We start from the raw sequence: 16,708 nt of genomic DNA on the forward strand, positions 1-16,708 counted from the left end.
TTTCAATGGGTGCCCAGCAGGGCGTGCATGACGGTTTCCTGGGTGGCGCCGGCGGCCGGCATCTCGCCGACGAATTCGCCCTCGTTCATCAGGTAGAGGCGGTCGCACATGCCGAGCAGTTCCGGCAGTTCGGAGGAAATCATCAGGATGGCCCGGCCCTGGGCCGCCAGCTCGGCGATGAGGCTGTAGATCTCGAACTTCGCGCCGACGTCGATGCCGCGCGTCGGCTCGTCGAGGATGAGGAGTTCGGGATCGGTGAACAGCCACTTGGACAGCACGACCTTCTGCTGGTTGCCGCCCGACAGGTCGCCCACGGGCTGCTCGACGCTGGCGCAGCGGGTGGCCATGCGGCGCCGGAAATCGTTGGCCACGGCATGCTCGCCGGCCTCGTCGATGACCCCGGCGCGCGAGACGCCTTCCAGCCGGCTCAGGGACGTGTTGCGGGCGATGCTCTGCTGCAGCACCAGGCCCAGGCCCTTGCGGTCCTCGGTGACATAGGCCAGGCCCGAGCGGATGGCGCGCCTGACGGTCGACACATCGACCTGTCGGCCTTTCATCCATGCCGAGCCGCGGATGCGGCGCCCCCAGGAGCGGCCGAAGACGCTCATGGCCAGCTCCGTGCGGCCGGCGCCCATCAGGCCGGCGATGCCAACGATCTCGCCGCAGCGCACGTTCAGGTTCACGCCCCTGACCGCCTCGCGGCCGACGTGCAGCGGATGTTCGACCCACCAGTCCTTCAGCTCGAACAACACATCGCCGGGGTTGGGCTGGCGCCGGGGGTAGCGGTCCTGCATCTCCCGGCCGACCATGGCGCGCACGATCTCGGCCTCGGCCGGCGGCGCCTCGCGACAGTCCATGGTCGAGATGGTCGAGCCGTCGCGCAGCACCGTGATGGCATCGGCCACGGCGGCGATCTCATTGAGCTTGTGCGAGATCAGCACGCAGGACACGCCCCGGGTGCGCAGACGCTTGAGCAGCTCCAGCAGTGCGGCGCTGTCGTCCTCGTTGAGGCTGGCCGTGGGTTCGTCGAGGATGAGTAGCCGCACGTCCTTGGCCAGGGCCTTGGCGATCTCGACCAACTGCTGCTTGCCGACGCCGAGGTCGTCGACCAAGGTGTGGGGCGAGTCGTGCAGGCCGACCTGACGCAGCAGTTCGACGGCCCGTTGATGCGTGCGGTCCCAGTCGATGATGCCGAGGCGGGCCTGCTCATGGCCGAGGAAGAGGTTCTCGGCGATGGACAGCTGGGGGATCAGTGCCAGCTCCTGGTGGATGATGACGATGCCGCGCGCCTCGCTGTCGCGGATGCCGGCGAAGCGCTGCAACTGGCCGTCGAACCAGATCTCGCCCTCGTAGTCGGGATGCGGGTAGACGCCCGACAGCACCTTCATCAGCGTGGACTTGCCGGCGCCGTTCTCGCCGATGACGGCATGGATCTCGCCCTGCCGCACCGCGAGGTCGACCTGGCGCAGGGCCACCACGCCGTGGAACTTCTTGCCGATGGCGCGCATCTCCAGAAGCGCGCTCGGCTGCACCGTGGCTTGCATCACTTCAGCTGGCTTTCCTTGTAGTAGCCGCTGTCGACGAGCACCGACTTCAGGTTGGTCGAATCGACGGCCACTGGCTTGAGCAGATAGGACGGCACGACCTTGACGCCGTTGTTGTAGGTCTTGGTGTCGTTGACCTGGGGAGTGCGGCCCGAGAGCGCGGCGTCCACGAGGTCGGCCGTGACCTTGGCGAGCTGGCGGGTGTCCTTGAAGACGGTGGAGGTTTGGTCGCCGCGCAGGATGGCCTTGACCGAGGGCAGGTCGGCGTCCTGGCCGGTGATGACGGGCATGGGTTGGCTGGGGGCGCCGTAGCCCACGCCCTTCAGCGAGGAGATGATGCCGATGGACAGGATGTCGGCCGGCGCCAGCACGGCATGCAGCTTTTCCTTGCCGTAGAAGGCCGACATCAGGTTGTCCATGCGGGCCTGGGCGGTGGCGCCATCCCAACGCAGGATGCCCACCTTCATCGCGCCCAGCTGCTTGCTGCGCACCACCAGCTTGCCGCCGTCCAGGTAGGGCTTGAGCACGCTCATCGCGCCGTCGTAGAAGAAGCCGGAGTTGTTGTCGTCGGGCGAGCCGGCGAAGACCTCCAGGTTGAACGGGCCCTTGCCCTGCTTGAGACCGAGCTTGTCGACGATGGAATTGGCCTGCAGCACGCCCACCTGGAAGTTGTCGAACGTGGCGTAATAGTCGACGTTCTTGGAGCCACGGATCAGCCGGTCGTAGGCGACGACCTTGACGCCCTTCTCGGCGGCCTTCTGCAGCGTGCTCGAGAGCGTGCTGCCGTCGATCGACGCGATGACCAGGGCCTTCACGCCCTTGGTCACCATGTTCTCGACCTGGGAGAGCTGGACCGGGATCTCGTCGTCGGCGTACTGGAGGTCGGTGTTGTAGCCCAGGGCCTTGAAGGCCTTGACCATGTTGTCGCCATCGGCGATCCAGCGCTGCGAGCTCTTCGTGGGCATGGCGATGCCGATGGTGCCCTTGCCCTGGGCCAGTACGGCAGCGGACGGGGCCAGGCTCAGCAGCAGGCTGAGAGCGAGGAAGGTGGTGCGGCGCATGTCGTCTCCTTGTGTGTTTTGGGGGACCTCAGCGGAACAGCCGCTGGGCGAAGTGGTAGAGGTTCTCGGCCCAGCTCTCGCGGTCGTGGCCGTACTCGTCGACGTTCCAGACGTGGGGGATGCCCAGGTCACGTAGTTCGCGATGCATGGACTGCGAGATGTTGATCAGGCCATCGCGGTTGCCGCAGGACAGGTAGAGCAGCTTGAGCTGATGACGCGCTGCGTCCTTGCCACGCAGCAGCTCAGCGGCGGGCCGGGTGTTGGGCGCCGAGGAAAAGCCGCCGACCCAGGTGAAGGTGTCGGGATGGCTGAGGCCGAAATTCAAGGCCTGGCCGCCGCCCATGGACAGCCCGGCAATGGCGCGGCCCTGGGCGTCGGCGGTGGTGGCGTACTTGCCATCGATGGCCGGAACGAGGGAGCCGATCAGGTCCGCCTCGAAGGCCGTGAACGCGGCGACGTGCTCGGGCGTGAAGGTCCGCTCGGGTGCGGGCGGGCGGTCGTCGGCCTGCGCCCGGCCATTGGGCATGACAACCACCATGGGCCGTGCCCTGCCTTGCGCGATCAGGGCGTCAAGCACAGCCGTCGCGCGGACGTAGCTGCTCCATTCGTGCTGGTTGCCCCCGATGCCGTGCAGCAGGTACAGCACCGGATAGCGACGCGCCGCGTCGTAGCCGGCGGGAAGGTAAACCAGCGCCTGGCGCCGCGTTTTCGTGACGGCCGAGTCATAGCCGAACTCTTCGACCCGTCCATGGGCTATGGCGGGCTGCTCCACATCGAAGCCGGTCGGCGGCTTGTCGAAGGCACGCACGTCGTCGGCCGCCAGGACCACGGCACGGTTGAAGTTGGCCCGGGCCTGTGCCGAGCCCGGTGCTTCGTCGCCTTGGGCCTGCGAGGTCAGGGCGACCAGCAGGGTCAATGGTGCAAGGGCTTGGGCAAGGACGCGCATCGGTCAGCCCCCCATCTTCTGCAGGCTCAGCAGCACGACATCGTGGCTGCGCAGCTTCAGCGTGACGGTGGCGGTGCCGCTCGCGCCGACGACCAGCTCGCGCTGCAGCTCCGGCTGGTCGGCCGTCAGCGCCTGCAGCTCGGCAAGCTGCTTCGCATCGAGGTCCTTGGGCGAACCCATCTTCAGATAGGCGGTGTGTGCGTCGTTGGCCTCGAAGCCGGTGCGGTGCAGCGTCAGCCGGTAGCGGCCGGGCGGCAGGTGGCGCAGCTCGACGCGGGCCGTGCCCACGTCCTGCGCGGGCTGCGGCTTGCCGAAGTAGCTGCGGTTGCTGAGCTTCTGCCCGGTGTTGCGCCAGTCCCAGACCAGGGCCTGCAGCTGGCGGTCGTCCGTCGCGGCCCAGCTGAAGGCGTCGCCCGTGGGTACCTCCTTGCCCTGCAGGGCGGCCAGATAGCGATAGGCGAACCAGACCGGCTTGCGCAGGCCCTCGCGGGTCATCATGCCGAAGCCGCCATGGAAGGGCGCGTCCGGCGGTCCCGGCTCCTCGAAGAGATCGGAGTAGGTCCAGTAGCTCATCGACTGCGCGATGCCCTGCGTCTGCTTCAGCTTGGTCAGCACATAAGCCGCGCTGATGTAGCTGTCGTGCACGAGGTCGCGCGGGTTGTAGCTGGTGCTCCACTCGGTGAAGAAGAGGGGCAGGCCGGGCAGATGCGAGGCCTCGATCTGGGCGCGCACCCGCTTCACGTCGCCGACGATGGCGTCCGGCGACGGCGACAGCATGCGGTCCTCGACGCCGAACTCGTCCAGATAGCCGTGGTCCACGCCATAAGCATGCGTTGTGACGAAGTCCACCGGCGAGTCCGTCGCCTTGGCGTGGGCCAGGAACTCCGGCACCCAGGCCGCGCCGGCCGTGGACGGGCCGCCGACGCGCAACTGCGCGTCCACCGCCTTGAGGGCCTTGGCGGTGCGCGCGTAGAGCTCGAAATAGGCCTGCTGGTCTGCTTTTTCCCAGAAGCCGTCGAGGTTGGGTTCGTTCCAGACCTCGAAGTACCAGCTGCGCACCTCGGCCGCGCCATAACGCTGCAGCACGTGGCGGGCGAAGGCGTCGATCAGCGCGACCCAGCCAGCGGGCTCGGGGTGGGAGGTGTTGCCGGCCCAGTAGAAGATCTTCTGGTCGGAGGACTTCAGCGCCAGCGGCGTGAAGCCCAGCTCGACGAAGGGCCTGATGCGCCGCGCCAGCAGCGCGTCGTAGAGCCTGTCGATGCCCGTGAAGTCGAACACCAGCTGGCCGGCGGCGTCGCGTGTCACCGTCTTCAGCACGTCGTGGAAGATCGCGTGGAAGCGCAGGTAGCGGAATCCCAGCTCGTCCACCGCCGTCTTCAGCTGGCCCAGCGAGTCCTCGCGGTACAGCGTGCCGGGATAGTCGGAGCCGACGCAGTGGTCGAAGAAGCGGTCCAGGGGCTGCTTCGCTTGCACGAGGTCGAGCACGATGCGGCGCCGGGGCGTGGCGGACAGCACGGACGAGGCCAGCGGCAGAGCCGCGGCGGCGGCCAGCACTTGGCGGCGGCGGGGAGAGGTCATGCGATGAGTCCTTTGTCGGCAAATGTGCGGATGGGTGTCATACCCGGCCTCGCGTGGTTTCCAGCCTGTTGCGGATCTCCGCCATGCGCGCCTCGGTCAGCTCGAAGCGCAGCAGCGACAGCAGGGCCAGCACCAGGCCGATGACGGGAATGCTGGACAGCAGGATGCGGATCATGAAGATGGCGTGCGGATCCTGGACGTCCAGCTTGGAATCGAAGCCGGTGAACTGCAGGATCCAGCCCGAGGCGCCCGTGCCCAGCGCGATGCCGACCTTGGAGATCCAGGACTGGCAGGCCGCGAACGAGCCCTCGCGGCGCTGGCCGGTCTGCAGTTCGTCGTAGTCGACGACATCGCCCAGCGTGGCGTTGTAGAGGGTCCAGAAGCCCGCGCCGGTGAAGGCGACGAAGCCGCAGGCCAAGAGCTGCAGCACGGGGCGCTCGGGGTCGTAGAGCCACCAGTCGCCGATGAAGGCGCAGATGGCGAGCGACAGCACGGCGGCGAGGCCCACGCGCTTGCCGTGGCGGCGCGCGATCCAGGTGAAGAAGGGGATGCCGGCGAAGCCGAAGCCCATGCCGGCCAGGCCCATGGCCGTGTTCCACTTCGCGCCCTGCACGATGTCACCGCCGCAGACGAAATAGACCGTCGCGTAAAAGCCCAGCGTGCCCACCATGGCCGTGCCCGTGGCGTAGGCCAGCATCATGCCCAGGATGTGGCGGAAGGGCCGGCAGCGCAGCGTGCGCCACAGCGTGTCGGCAAAGGGGATGTGGGTCTGGGTGCGCGCCACCAGCTTCTCGTAGTAGCGCTCGCGCACCAGCAGGAAGATGGCAATGGAGACGGCCACCATGATGGCGCCGAGGATGGCGCAATAGGTCTGCGCACCGCGCAGGATGTCGGGCTTGCCGTTGGACTGATTGAAGATTGCCAGCGTCGTGAACTGGGCCGCGAAGAACATCGCCAGCTCCGGCCCCTTCTGGATGGCATTGCGGATGGCCATCACGGTCGTGCGCTCGTGATAGTCCGGCGTCATCTCGGCGCCCAGGCTGACCCACGGCATGTTGAAGCAGCTCATCACCGGCACATAGATCACCATGCTGACCAGCATGAAGCTGAAGTACTGCATGTCGGTCCAGCCTCGGCCCACGGCGAACATCAGCGGCAGCCCGATGCCCGCCAGCACGCCCCCGACGAGGATGAAGGGCCGGCGCCGGCCGTAGCGGGTGCGCGTGTTGTCGGAGAGCCAGCCGAAGACTGCATCGCTGGCCGCGTCGATGAAGATCTTGATCATCTGCACCGTCGAGATCAGGCCCGGTGCGACACCAAGGAAGATATTGAAAACGGTGCTGGCCAGCGACGGGTAGAGCCAGTGGCCCCACATGTCGAGCACCGAGCCCAGGCCGAAGCCGATCTTCTGCTTCAGCGGCAGGCGGTCGGCCAAGGGTGGCAGGGCGCGGGTCAGGGGCAGGTCGGCGGCGTTCATACGATGCAGCGGCCGCGGACGACGTCGGCGTAGTAGCGGGCCGAAAGCTTGGGCGTGCGCACCTGCGTGGCGTAGTCGCAATGCACGATGCCAAAGCGCCGCTGGTAGCCGTCCTCCCACTCGTAGTTGTCGATGAAGCTCCACAGGAAGTAGCCGTGCAGCGGCACGCCGTCGGCAATCGCGCGGTGGGCCTCGCGCAGGTGGTTGCGCAGGAAGTCGCGGCGGTGCAGGTCCGGCACCTCGCCGTTCACCACCGGCTCGTCGTTGTAGCCGCAGCCGTTCTCGGTGATGTAGAGCGACCGGTGGCCGTAGCACTCGGCGGCAAGGCGCGTGGCCCAGTAGATGCACTGCGGCGCGATGTGCAGCCAGGGGCTGTCTGCCTTCGGGTAGTTGGCGGGCAGCGGCACCGCCTCCCAGGCCGCACCGTTCCTGCCGTCACGCACATAGGTGCCGGTGTAGATGTTCAGGCCGAGATGGTCGGTGGGCAGGCTGATGAGGTCGAAGTCACCGCGCTCGACCCGGGGCGCATCGGCGCCGGCGCGGGCCAGGTAGTCGGCGGGATAGTGGCCGGCATGCATGGCGCCCAGCACATGGGCGTTCTTCTCCAGGAACCAGGCCTTGGCGGCGGCGATGTCGGCCGGCGTCTCGGTGACGGGGATGCAGACGTCGAGGTTGTCCGTCAGGCCCACCACGGCGCCCGCGCCGCCGAACTCGCGCACCGCGCGCACGCCGTGGCCGTGGCAGAGCAGGGCGTGGTGGAAGGTCTGGTTGACGACGGCCTGGCTCTCCCTGCGGCCCGGCGCCTTGGTGCCGGCGCCATAGGCCAGCTGCGTGAAGCAGCGGATCTCGTTCATCGTGATCCAGTGCTTCACGTCACCGGCGAAGGCCTTCACGACGGTGTCGGCATAGCGGGCGAAGGCGTCCACGGTCACGCGCGAGGTCCAGCCGCCGCGGTCTTCCAGCGCCTGCGGCAGGTCCCAGTGGAAGAGGGTGACCCAGGGCGTGATGCCGTGCCTCTTCATGCTCGCGAACAGGCGGCGGTAGAAGTCCAGCCCCGCCTGATTCAGCTCGCCGTCGCCGCTGGGGTAGATGCGCGGCCAGGCCAGGGACAGGCGGTAGTTCTTGACGCCCAGCGAGGCCATCAGCGCGAAGTCCGCGTCGAAGCGGTGGTAGTGGTCGCAGGCCACATCCAGCGTGTCGCCGTCGTGCACCTTGCCGGGCTGGCGGCAGAAGCGGTCCCAGATGGATTCGCCCTTGCCATCGGCGAAGGCGGCGCCCTCGATCTGCGGTGCGGCGGCGGCGACGCCGAACACGAAGTCGGCGGGGAAGGGGCTGGAGTAGGTCACGGTGTCGGTGTCGATGAAGGCACGGCCGTCGCCCCATGGGGCGGTGGCGGCGACGCCTCGGATGAAATCGGCCAGGAAGGTGCTTGAGTCGGTCATAGCAATCCTGTGATGGGTGGCCGGCACCGTCTGTGCGCGGCCGGGTGTTCAACCGCAGAAGCGATTGACGAGGTTCTCCAGCACCTCCTGGCGGCCGGAGACAGGGGCCACGTCGGCATTGCGTTCGAGCACCTGGTCGGCCAGTTGGCCGAGCGTGTGGCGGCCCTGCAGGATGTCCTGGCCGGCGGGTGTTTCCCAGCCGGCGTAGCGGGCATCGACGGCGGCCTTGAGGCGGCCGTCCTCGATCATCTTCTCGGCCGCGAGCAGGCCCTGGGCGCAGACGTCCATGCCACCGATGTGGCCGTGGAAGAGGTCGGCCGCGTCCAGCGACTGGCGGCGCACCTTGGCGTCGAAGTTCAGGCCGCCCGAACCGAGGCCGCCGGCCTGGATCACGTGGTAGAGCGCCAGCGCCGTCTCGGGCACGTTGTTGGGGAACTGGTCGGTGTCCCAGCCCAGCTGCGGGTCGCCGCGGTTCATGTCCAGGCTGCCCAGGATGCCCAGAGCGCCGGCCATCGCGATCTCGTGCTCGAAGCTGTGGCCCGACAGCGTCGCGTGGTTGGCCTCGATGTTGACCTTGACCTCCTTCTCGAGGCCGTAGCGCACGAGGAAGCCGTAGACGGTGGCGACGTCGAAGTCGTACTGGTGCTTGGACGGCTCGCGCGGCTTGGGCTCGATCAGGATGGCGCCCTTGAAGCCGATCTTGTGCTTGTAGTCCACGACCATGCTGAGGAAGCGGCCGAGCTGGTCCAGCTCCTGGCCCAGGCGCGTGTTCAGCAGCGTCTCGTAGCCCTCGCGGCCGCCCCAGAGCACATAGTTCTCGCCGCCGAGGGCCAGCGTCGCGTCCAGCGCGTCGCGCACCTGCAGCGCCGCCATCTTGAAGAGTTCGGGGTCGGGATTGCTGGCGGCGCCCGACATGAAGCGGCGGTGGCTGAACAGGTTGGCCGTGCCCCAGAGCAGCTTCACGCCGGTGGCCTGCTGCTTCTCGGCCAGCAGCTCGACGATGCGCTTGAAGTTGTCCTGGCTCTCGCGCGGCGTGGCGCCCTCGGGGGCCACGTCGCGGTCGTGGAAGCAGTAGTAGGGCGCGCCGAGCTTGGCAAAGAACTCGAAGGCTGCGTCGGCCTTGGCGCGGGCCAGCTCCATCGGCGTGCCGCCCTGGAACCAGGGGCGCTCGAAGGTGGCTCCGCCGAAGGGGTCCAGGCCGGTCCAGACGAAGTTGTGCCAGTAGCAGACGGCAAAGCGCAGATGGTCTTCCATGCGCCGGCCCAGCACGATGCGGTCCTTGTCGTAGTGCTTGAAGGCCAGCTCGCTCTGGCTGTCGGGGCCCTCGTAGCGGATCGGGGCGATGTGGTGGAAGTAGCTCGTCATGATGATGGAAGGTCAGGCACCGCGCAGGCGGCGATAGAGGTCACGGAAAAGCGCCAGGCGCGTCGTCAGTCGGGCATGGCGCCCGGCGTCGGGGGAGAACAGGGCGGTGACGGGCGGACGGGTGCATGCCGTCTCGGCGCTGCCGCCCACGGCCAGCCAGCCCAGGCGCGCAGCACCCAGGGCCCCGCCGGCTTCGCCGCCGCTGTGCAGCGCGATGTCGATGTCGAGGGCGTCTGCGATCAACTGCGCCCAGAACTGGCTGCGCGAGCCTCCGCCCACGAGCGACAGTCGGCGCACCTCGGTGCCCGCGGCCCGCAGGGCATCGAGGCCATCGGCCAGGCCAAAGGCCACGCCCTCCAGCACGGCATAGGTGCAGTCGGCACGCGTCGTGTGGGCCTTCAGGCCATGGAAGACACCTGGGGCAAAGGGGTCGTTGTGCGGCGTGCGCTCGCCGGCCAGGTAGGGCAGGAAGATCGGCGCTGAAATGACTGCGCTGTCATTTGCCGAAAGTTCGGCCAGCAGTGTGGCCTCGTCCGCACCGACGAGCTGGCAGAACCAGCGCAGGCAGCTCGCGGCCGACAGCATCACGCTCATCTGGTGCCAGCGCTGGGGCAGGGCATGGCAGAAGGCGTGCACGGCCGACGCGGGGTTGGGTCGGTAGCGGTCGTTCACGATGAAGAGCACGCCCGAGGTGCCCAGCGAGATGAAGCCGTCGCCGGGCGCCACGGCGCCGATGCCGATGGCGCTGGCCGCGTTGTCGCCGGCGCCGCCCGCGATGACGACCTCGGGGCCCAGGCCCCAGGCCTTGGCGAGCTCGGGCTTGAGCACGCCGCTGGGCTGATTGCTCTCGACGAGGCGTGGCATCTGCTCGCGCATCAGCCCGCAGGCAGCCAGCAGCTCGTCGGACCAGTCGCGGCGGGCCACGTCCAGCCACAGAGTGCCGGCCGCGTCGGACGGGTCGGAGACCTTGTCACCGCAAAGCTGCAGACGCAGCCAGTCCTTGGGCAGCAGCACGCTCCTGACCTGGGCGAAGACCTCGGGCTCGTGCCGGCGCACCCAGAGCAGCTTCGGCGCCGTGAAGCCCGGCATCGCGAGGTTGCCGGCGATGTCGTGCAGGCGCGGCGCAGCGGCCTCCAGCTCGGCGCACTCGGCATGGCTGCGGCCGTCGTTCCACAGGATGGCCGGGCGCAGCACCTCGTCGCGCGCACCGAGCAGCACGGCGCCGTGCATCTGGCCCGACAGGCCGATGCCGCGCACGGCAGCGAATGCGTTCGGGTGGGCCGTACGCAGCCGGGAGACGGCTTCGCCGGTCGCTCGCCACCAGTCCGCGGGGTTTTGCTCGGACCACAGGGGTTGCGGTGTGGACAGCGTCAGTGCGGCGCCACTTGTGCCAACGACATTGCCGTTGCCATCGAGCAGCAGCAACTTGACTTCGGACGTGCCGAGGTCGATGCCGAGATACATCAGAGGTGCTCCTTGGGGGCGGCGCTCGCCACGATGGCGTTGGCCGAGGACAGTGTCGGGCGGGTGAGGCTGTGGCGGACAAGCGCAGCCGCGCCGATTGCCACGGCATCGACGCCGAACCGACTGGTTCTGACGGTCGGTTCTGGCGAATTTCCGGCCTTCGCAAAATCACTCAGCGCCGACAGTGCAGGTTGTAGAAACGGGGCGCCGATCTCGATGGCGGCACCACCGAGGATGATGCTGCCCGGGTCGTAGGCGGCAGCCAGGTTCAGAAGCAGCATGCCCAAATGACGTCCGGCGGACGCGACGGCCTTCAGTGCGGCGTCATCCTGGTCGGCCAGGCGGGCGCGCAATTCGTCGATCGACTGCAGCGCAGCTCCTTTGCTGGCCATGCGCAGCAGCGCCCCTGTCGCAATCAACGCTTCCGCGCAGCCGCGGCGGCCGCAGGAGCATCGTGGACCGTTGAACTGCAGCACCATATGACCGACCTCGCCGGCGTAGCCGCGGCTTCCGGTCAACACGCGATCACCGACGATGACGCCGGCACCCAGGCCTTGGTTGACCGAGACATAGATCAGCGGATTCGCGTCCGGCGTGGAATTGAACTCAAGCTCGCCTATTGCAGCGACGTCCGCTTCGTTTCGCACAACGAGAGGCAGGCCGTCGAGCGTGGTCCCACGCAAGGCCCTGCCCAGCAGCGTGGCAAATGGCACATCATGCCAACCCAGGTTGGGCGCAAATTGCACGACGTCGCGCAACTGGTTGACGCCGCCCGGCACGCCGACGCCGATTCCGATGACTTGACGCTCATGGCCCACGTTCGCATGAAGCTCGCTCAGCGCCACTGCAAGACGGGCAATGCAGGTTTCGGCGGTGTGGTCGTCGCCGTGGTCGGCGACGACGCAGGCATGAACAGCACCCGTCAGCGAAGTGGCGACGACGCGAATGGACTCGATACCGACTTCCGCGCCCAGCAGCAGCAGGCGGTTGTCATCGATGAAGAGTGGCGTCGGGCGTCGCCCCATGTCCCCGGTCGGGACGACGTCCCGTTCGACAACCCATCCCTGGGCAATCAGGTCGCGCACCGAAGAGCTGACCGTGGACTTGGTCAGGCCGACGGCAACCGCCAAATCGGCGCGCGATGCGCCCGGGCTGGCGCACAGGTGCCGCACCACGGTCATCCGGTTGATGACTTTAAGCAGCTGTTGCCCCCCTTTAGCCAATTCGGCCCGCAATTGTTGTCTCCTCTTATTGGTCGGACCGGGTGTATTGTGGTTCAATCCGGTCTGACCAAATGTTAATTTGATCGCTGGACGAAGTAAATAGCGACGAACTGCTCGGTTGCCCTAGTAGGGCCTTCAGTCCGTCCTTCGGAGACAAGAGAAAGACCCACCATGAAGTTCACTGACGGACAGTGGCTGCTTCAGCCGGGCGTCGCCGCGCATTACGCGGCCGAGGCCTATGCGGTTGAAGTCCACGAAGACCGCCTCGTCGTGCTCGCCGCGACCCGCCCCATCAAGCACCGCGGCGACACGCTGCAAGGCCCCACGCTCACGGTGACGCTGAGCTCGCCGCTCGAAGGCGTCATCCGCGTCAGCGTCGAGCACTACAGCGCCTCGATGCCGCCGCGCCTGCATGTGCCGATGCCCGGCGCCGGACGGCCCGCCGTGCAGATCGTCGACGGCGAGGCCAAGGCCACGCTGACCTCCGGCGCCATCTCGGTCGACGTGAAGAAGGGCGAGGGCTGGAGCCTCACCTTCCGCGACGGCGAGCGCGTGCTCACGAAGAGCGACTGGCGCGGCCTGGGCTACGTCCAATGGGGCAGCAAGGGCAACCATGTGCACGAGCAGCTCACGCTGGCCGTCGGCGAGAACGTCTACGGCCTGGGCGAGCGCTTCACGCCCTGGGTCAAGAACGGCCAGGTCGTGGAGAACACCAACAAGGACGGCGGCACCGCCTGCGAGCAGGCCTACAAGAGCGTGCCCTTCTACCTGACCAACCGCGGCTACGGCGTGCTCGTCAACGAGGCCGGCCCGGTGTCCTTCGAGGTCGGCTCGGAGAAGGTGGCCCGTGTGCAGTTCAGCCGCGAGGGCGAGAGCCTGGACTACTGCGTCATCGCCGGCCCGAATCCCAAGGAGGTCGTGCAGCGGCTCACGGCGCTGACCGGCCGCGCACCGCTGCCGCCGGCCTGGAGCTTCGGCCTGTGGCTCACCACCTCCTTCACGACCCAGTACGACGAGGCCACGGCCACCCACTTCATCGACGAGATGGCCCGGCGCGAGCTGCCGCTGTCGGTCTTCCACTTCGACTGCTTCTGGATGCGCGAGTTCCAGTGGTGCGACTTCGAGTGGGACCGCCGCGGCTTCCCCGAGCCCGAGGCCATGCTCAAGCGCCTGCATGCCAAGGGCCTGAAGATCAGCCTCTGGATCAACCCCTACGTCGCGCAGAAGTCGCCGCTGTTCGCCGAAGGCGTCAAGCAGGGCTACTTCATCAAGCGCAAGGGCGGTCCACAAGATGGCCTGACCTACCAGACCGACCAGTGGCAGCCCGGCATGGCCATCGTCGACTTCACCAACCCGGCCGCCAAGGCCTGGTACCAGGGCCATCTGCGCCGCCTGCTGGCCATGGGCGCCGACTGCTTCAAGACCGACTTCGGCGAGCGCATCCCGAGCGAGGGCGTCGCCTACTTCGACGGCTCCGACCCGGTCGAGATGCACAACCTCTACGCGCTCAAGTACAACGAAGCCGTCTTCGAGCTGCTGCAGGAAGTCCAGGGCAAGGACGCCATCGTCTTCGCGCGCTCCACCTATGCCTCGGGCCAGCGCTTCCCGGTGCACTGGGGCGGCGACTGCTGGAGCACCTTCGAGTCCATGGCCGAGAGCCTCAGAGGCGGCCTGTCGCTGACCAGCTGCGGCTTCGCGTTCTGGAGCCACGACATCGGCGGCTTCGAGGGCAACCCGCCGCCGGCCGTCTACAAGCGCTGGATCCAGTTCGGCCTGATGTCCTCGCACAGCCGCCTGCACGGCAGCAGCTTCTACCGCGTGCCCTGGCTGGTGGATGAAGAAAGCTGCGACGTGCTGCGCGTCTTCACCCGGCTCAAGCACCAGCTGATGCCCTATCTCTATGCCAAGGCGCATGAGGCCACGCAGACCGGCGTGCCGCTGATGCGCGCCATGCTGATGGAGCATCCGCAGGACCCGGCCTGTGCGACGCTGGACCGGCAGTACCAGCTCGGCGAGGCCCTGCTCGTGGCGCCCGTCTTCAGCGAGGCGGGCGAGGTGGACTTCTATCTTCCTGGGTCGGAAGGTGAGGGCCGATGGACCCATCTGCTGTCCGGCGAGAAGAAGCCGGGCGGGCGCTGGCACCGCGAGACGCATGGCTTCCTGTCGCTGCCCCTGTACGCGGCGCCGAACAGCGTCATCGCCTGGGGTGCCGAGACGGAGAAGCCCGACTACGACTACGCCCGCGGCACCGTGCTGCGCGTGTTCGAGCTGGACGACGGCGCGAGCGCGGCCTTCACGGTCGTGGGGCTGGATGGCAGCGTCGCCGCGCGTGGCAGGGTCAGCCGCCAGGGCCAGCGCTATGCCGCCGAGGTCACCGAAGGCGCGCTGCGCGACTGGTGCCTGGACGTCGCCGGTCGGCGCAGCCCCGTGCTTGCCAAGGGCGCTGAACTGAGTTGGAGCGCCTGATTCGGGCCACCGCCGCCGACCTCCTCGAGGGTCGGTAGCGGCTTGTTCGAACCGCTAGTGCATGACTCCGGCAGCGGGTGCCTGGTCAGAACAAAACAAGGCGGAAGATGATGCGACATCGCGATTGGATGGCGGCCTTGGTGGCAGGGTTGCTGGCCTGGGGTTCGCCGGCCTGGTCTGCGTCATGGCTGCTGGCCGAGAGCGAGCATTTCCGCTTGCTGGCGCAGACATCCAGGCGCATGGCCGAGACCCGACTGCAGGATCTCGAGCGTCTGCATGAGGCCATGCTGATGACACTGGGTGGCGGCCAGGGCTTGGCCCGGCCGCCGTTCCCCATGGTGCTCAGCGACGACACCGAACTCATAGGGCGCATCCAGCCTTACCTGCGCGGCCGTCGTCTGGAGGGGCTTTTTGTCTCGGGCACAGATGGCGCCCAGGCCTTCGCCGTCAACGAGCCAAGGGCAGAAGACTTCACCGGGCAGGTGCTGTTCCACGAGTATGCGCACCGCATGATGGCGCAGTACGCGCGGATGGCCTATCCGGCGTGGTACGTCGAAGGCTTCGCCGAATACTTCGGTGCGACCTGCATCAGCCGTGACGCGATCGAGATTGGTGCTTTCAACCCGTCTGCCGGGATCCTGGCCCGGCGCTCATGGCTGCAGCCGGAGAAGCTGCTCAAGCCGAGCTTCCAGTCCACCGGCGACAAGAATGTCGACGACAGCAACCTCGGCGTCTTCTATGCGCAGTCCTGGCTGCTGACCCATTACGTGCTGTCCAAGACCGAGCGGGTCGAGCGCTTCAACGAGTACTTCCGCCGTGTCGCCGCCGGGGAGGATGCCCTTGCGGCTCTGGAGCCTGCCACCGGCATTGAGCCCAACCGCCTGAACAGCGAACTACGCCGGCACCTTGACAACGTGTACGCGGCCCAGATACCGGCTGGTGCACCGGCGGCAGTGCGCGTCACCGAACTGCCTGTGGAGCAGGCCGAGGCCGAGTTCGACGGCATGATCATCGCCACGCACCCCGAGGCGGCACATGGCAAGGCCGTGCTCACGCGACTTCAGGAGCGCGTGAAAAAGGCGGGAGGCGAGCGCGCGCCAGACTCGATGCGCTGGGCGCTGGCGTATGCAGAGATCCGCTACGGCGAAGCGGACAAGGCCTTGCAGATCCTTGCCCCCTGGGCCCAGCAGGCCGCCCCGCCTTTCGAGGCCAACCGCCTGCTGGGCTGGGCCTGGCAGGCGCAGGCCGCGCAGGCCACCGGCGTCGACCGTAGCGAGGCACTCGAACAGGCCAGGGCTTCGCTGATGGCGGCTTACAAGCAGCGTCGCAACGACGCGCCCACGTTGTATCAACTGGCCCGTGTGCTCGGCGTCAAAGGGCTGAGCCCTAGCATGATCAACGCGGCCGACGCGGCTAGCGTGCTGGAGCCCCAGATCGGCCCCTATGTCCATTTCGCCGTCTGGGCGCATCTTCAATCGGGTAACCGCGACAAGGCTCTGCGGGGCCTGCAGTCGCTGGCCAGCAACCCCCACGGCGGCGAGGGCACCGAAAGGGCCCGCGCCGCGCTGCAAGCCCTGCAATCCAACCAGGACGCCGCCACTGTCCTTGAGCTGCTCAACGGCAGTCTGAAACCCGCCACACCATGACCCAGAAATCCCGTCACCTGCTCGCGTGGGTGCCTTCGCTCTACCTCGCGATGGGCCTGCCCAATGTGATGGTCGGCGTCGTCGCGGCCATCATCTACAAGAACCTCGGCGTCTCCAACGAGGACATCGCCCTCTACACCTCGCAGATGTATCTGCCCTGGGTGCTCAAGCCGCTGTGGGCGCCGCTGCTGGAGGCCTACCGCAGCAAGCGCTTCTGGGTCATCAGCATGGAGTTCACGATGGCGGCCTCGCTCGGCCTCGTCGCGCTGTGCCTGCCCACCGAGGGCTTCTTCAAGCTGTCGCTGGCCTTCTTCTGGATCACCGGCTTCGCCTCGGCCACGCAGGACACCTGCGCGGACGGCGTCTTCATGACCACCGCCTCCAAGACCGACCAAGCGCGTTACTCCGGCCTGCAGGGCATGTGCTGGAACCTCGGCGCCGTCATCGCCTCCGGGCTGCTGGTGTCGCTGACCGGCTGGCTGCACAACCAGCAGGG

General features: G+C 67.6%; 12 protein-coding genes. 3 read left to right on the forward strand and 9 right to left on the reverse strand.

Translation table 11 applies throughout. The annotated features are described in order from the left end of the window. Window positions 1-2 precede the first annotated feature (2 nt). Genes mmsA through EV671_RS23725 form a run of 9 tightly spaced genes read right to left on the reverse strand, consistent with a single transcriptional unit; the run spans window position 3 to window position 12,112 of the window. Complete coding sequence (gene mmsA, locus EV671_RS23685) at window positions 3-1,544, reverse strand: multiple monosaccharide ABC transporter ATP-binding protein (RefSeq protein ID WP_207911236.1); 1,542 nt, start codon at window positions 1,542-1,544, stop codon at window positions 3-5. Next, window positions 1,544-2,605, reverse strand: coding sequence for a multiple monosaccharide ABC transporter substrate-binding protein (gene chvE / locus EV671_RS23690; protein WP_132576387.1), 1,062 nt, complete (start codon window positions 2,603-2,605; stop codon window positions 1,544-1,546). The genes mmsA and chvE overlap by 1 nt, the downstream gene beginning before the upstream one ends. A 28-nt stretch (window positions 2,606-2,633) precedes the next feature. Then, window positions 2,634-3,521, reverse strand: a complete 888-nt coding sequence (locus tag EV671_RS23695) for an alpha/beta hydrolase (RefSeq protein ID WP_207911237.1) — start codon at window positions 3,519-3,521, stop codon at window positions 2,634-2,636. A 33-nt stretch (window positions 3,522-3,554) separates the two neighbouring features. After that, window positions 3,555-5,129, reverse strand: a complete 1,575-nt coding sequence (locus EV671_RS23700; RefSeq protein WP_132576389.1) for a GH39 family glycosyl hydrolase — start codon at window positions 5,127-5,129, stop codon at window positions 3,555-3,557. A gap of 37 nt (window positions 5,130-5,166) precedes the next feature. Further along, on the reverse strand, window positions 5,167-6,606 hold the full coding sequence (locus tag EV671_RS23705; RefSeq protein ID WP_132576390.1) for an MFS transporter: 1,440 nt from the start codon (window positions 6,604-6,606) through the stop codon (window positions 5,167-5,169). Beyond that, entirely contained in the window at window positions 6,603-8,048 is a 1,446-nt protein-coding gene (locus tag EV671_RS23710; RefSeq protein WP_132576391.1) for a GH1 family beta-glucosidase, read from the reverse strand. The genes EV671_RS23705 and EV671_RS23710 overlap by 4 nt, the downstream gene beginning before the upstream one ends. Window positions 8,049-8,096: 48 nt before the next feature. After that, entirely contained in the window at window positions 8,097-9,413 is a 1,317-nt protein-coding gene (gene xylA, locus EV671_RS27590) for a xylose isomerase (RefSeq protein WP_132576392.1), read from the reverse strand. A gap of 12 nt (window positions 9,414-9,425) precedes the next feature. Beyond that, window positions 9,426-10,877, reverse strand: coding sequence for a xylulokinase (gene xylB / locus EV671_RS27595; RefSeq protein ID WP_132576393.1), 1,452 nt, complete (start codon window positions 10,875-10,877; stop codon window positions 9,426-9,428). Continuing rightward, a complete protein-coding gene (locus EV671_RS23725) occupies window positions 10,877-12,112 on the reverse strand; it encodes an ROK family transcriptional regulator (protein WP_132576394.1) in 1,236 nt (411 codons plus the stop codon). The genes xylB and EV671_RS23725 overlap by 1 nt, the downstream gene beginning before the upstream one ends. A 159-nt stretch (window positions 12,113-12,271) precedes the next feature. Here EV671_RS23725 and yicI point away from each other — a divergent pair, with 159 nt between their 5' ends. The 3 genes from yicI to EV671_RS23740 all read left to right on the forward strand — a co-directional run. Beyond that, on the forward strand, window positions 12,272-14,566 hold the full coding sequence (gene yicI / locus EV671_RS23730) for an alpha-xylosidase (protein WP_132576395.1): 2,295 nt from the start codon (window positions 12,272-12,274) through the stop codon (window positions 14,564-14,566). Window positions 14,567-14,673: 107 nt separating this feature from the next. Continuing rightward, a complete protein-coding gene (locus EV671_RS23735) occupies window positions 14,674-16,212 on the forward strand; it encodes a hypothetical protein (RefSeq protein WP_132576396.1) in 1,539 nt (512 codons plus the stop codon). Then, window positions 16,209-16,708 (forward strand): MFS transporter (locus tag EV671_RS23740; RefSeq protein ID WP_132576397.1); only part of this gene is annotated, 500 nt, incomplete at its 3' end. The genes EV671_RS23735 and EV671_RS23740, both read left to right, overlap by 4 nt.

This window comes from Roseateles saccharophilus, assembly GCF_004342485.1.
GTDB classification, from domain to species: Bacteria; Pseudomonadota; Gammaproteobacteria; order Burkholderiales; family Burkholderiaceae_C; genus Pelomonas; species Pelomonas saccharophila.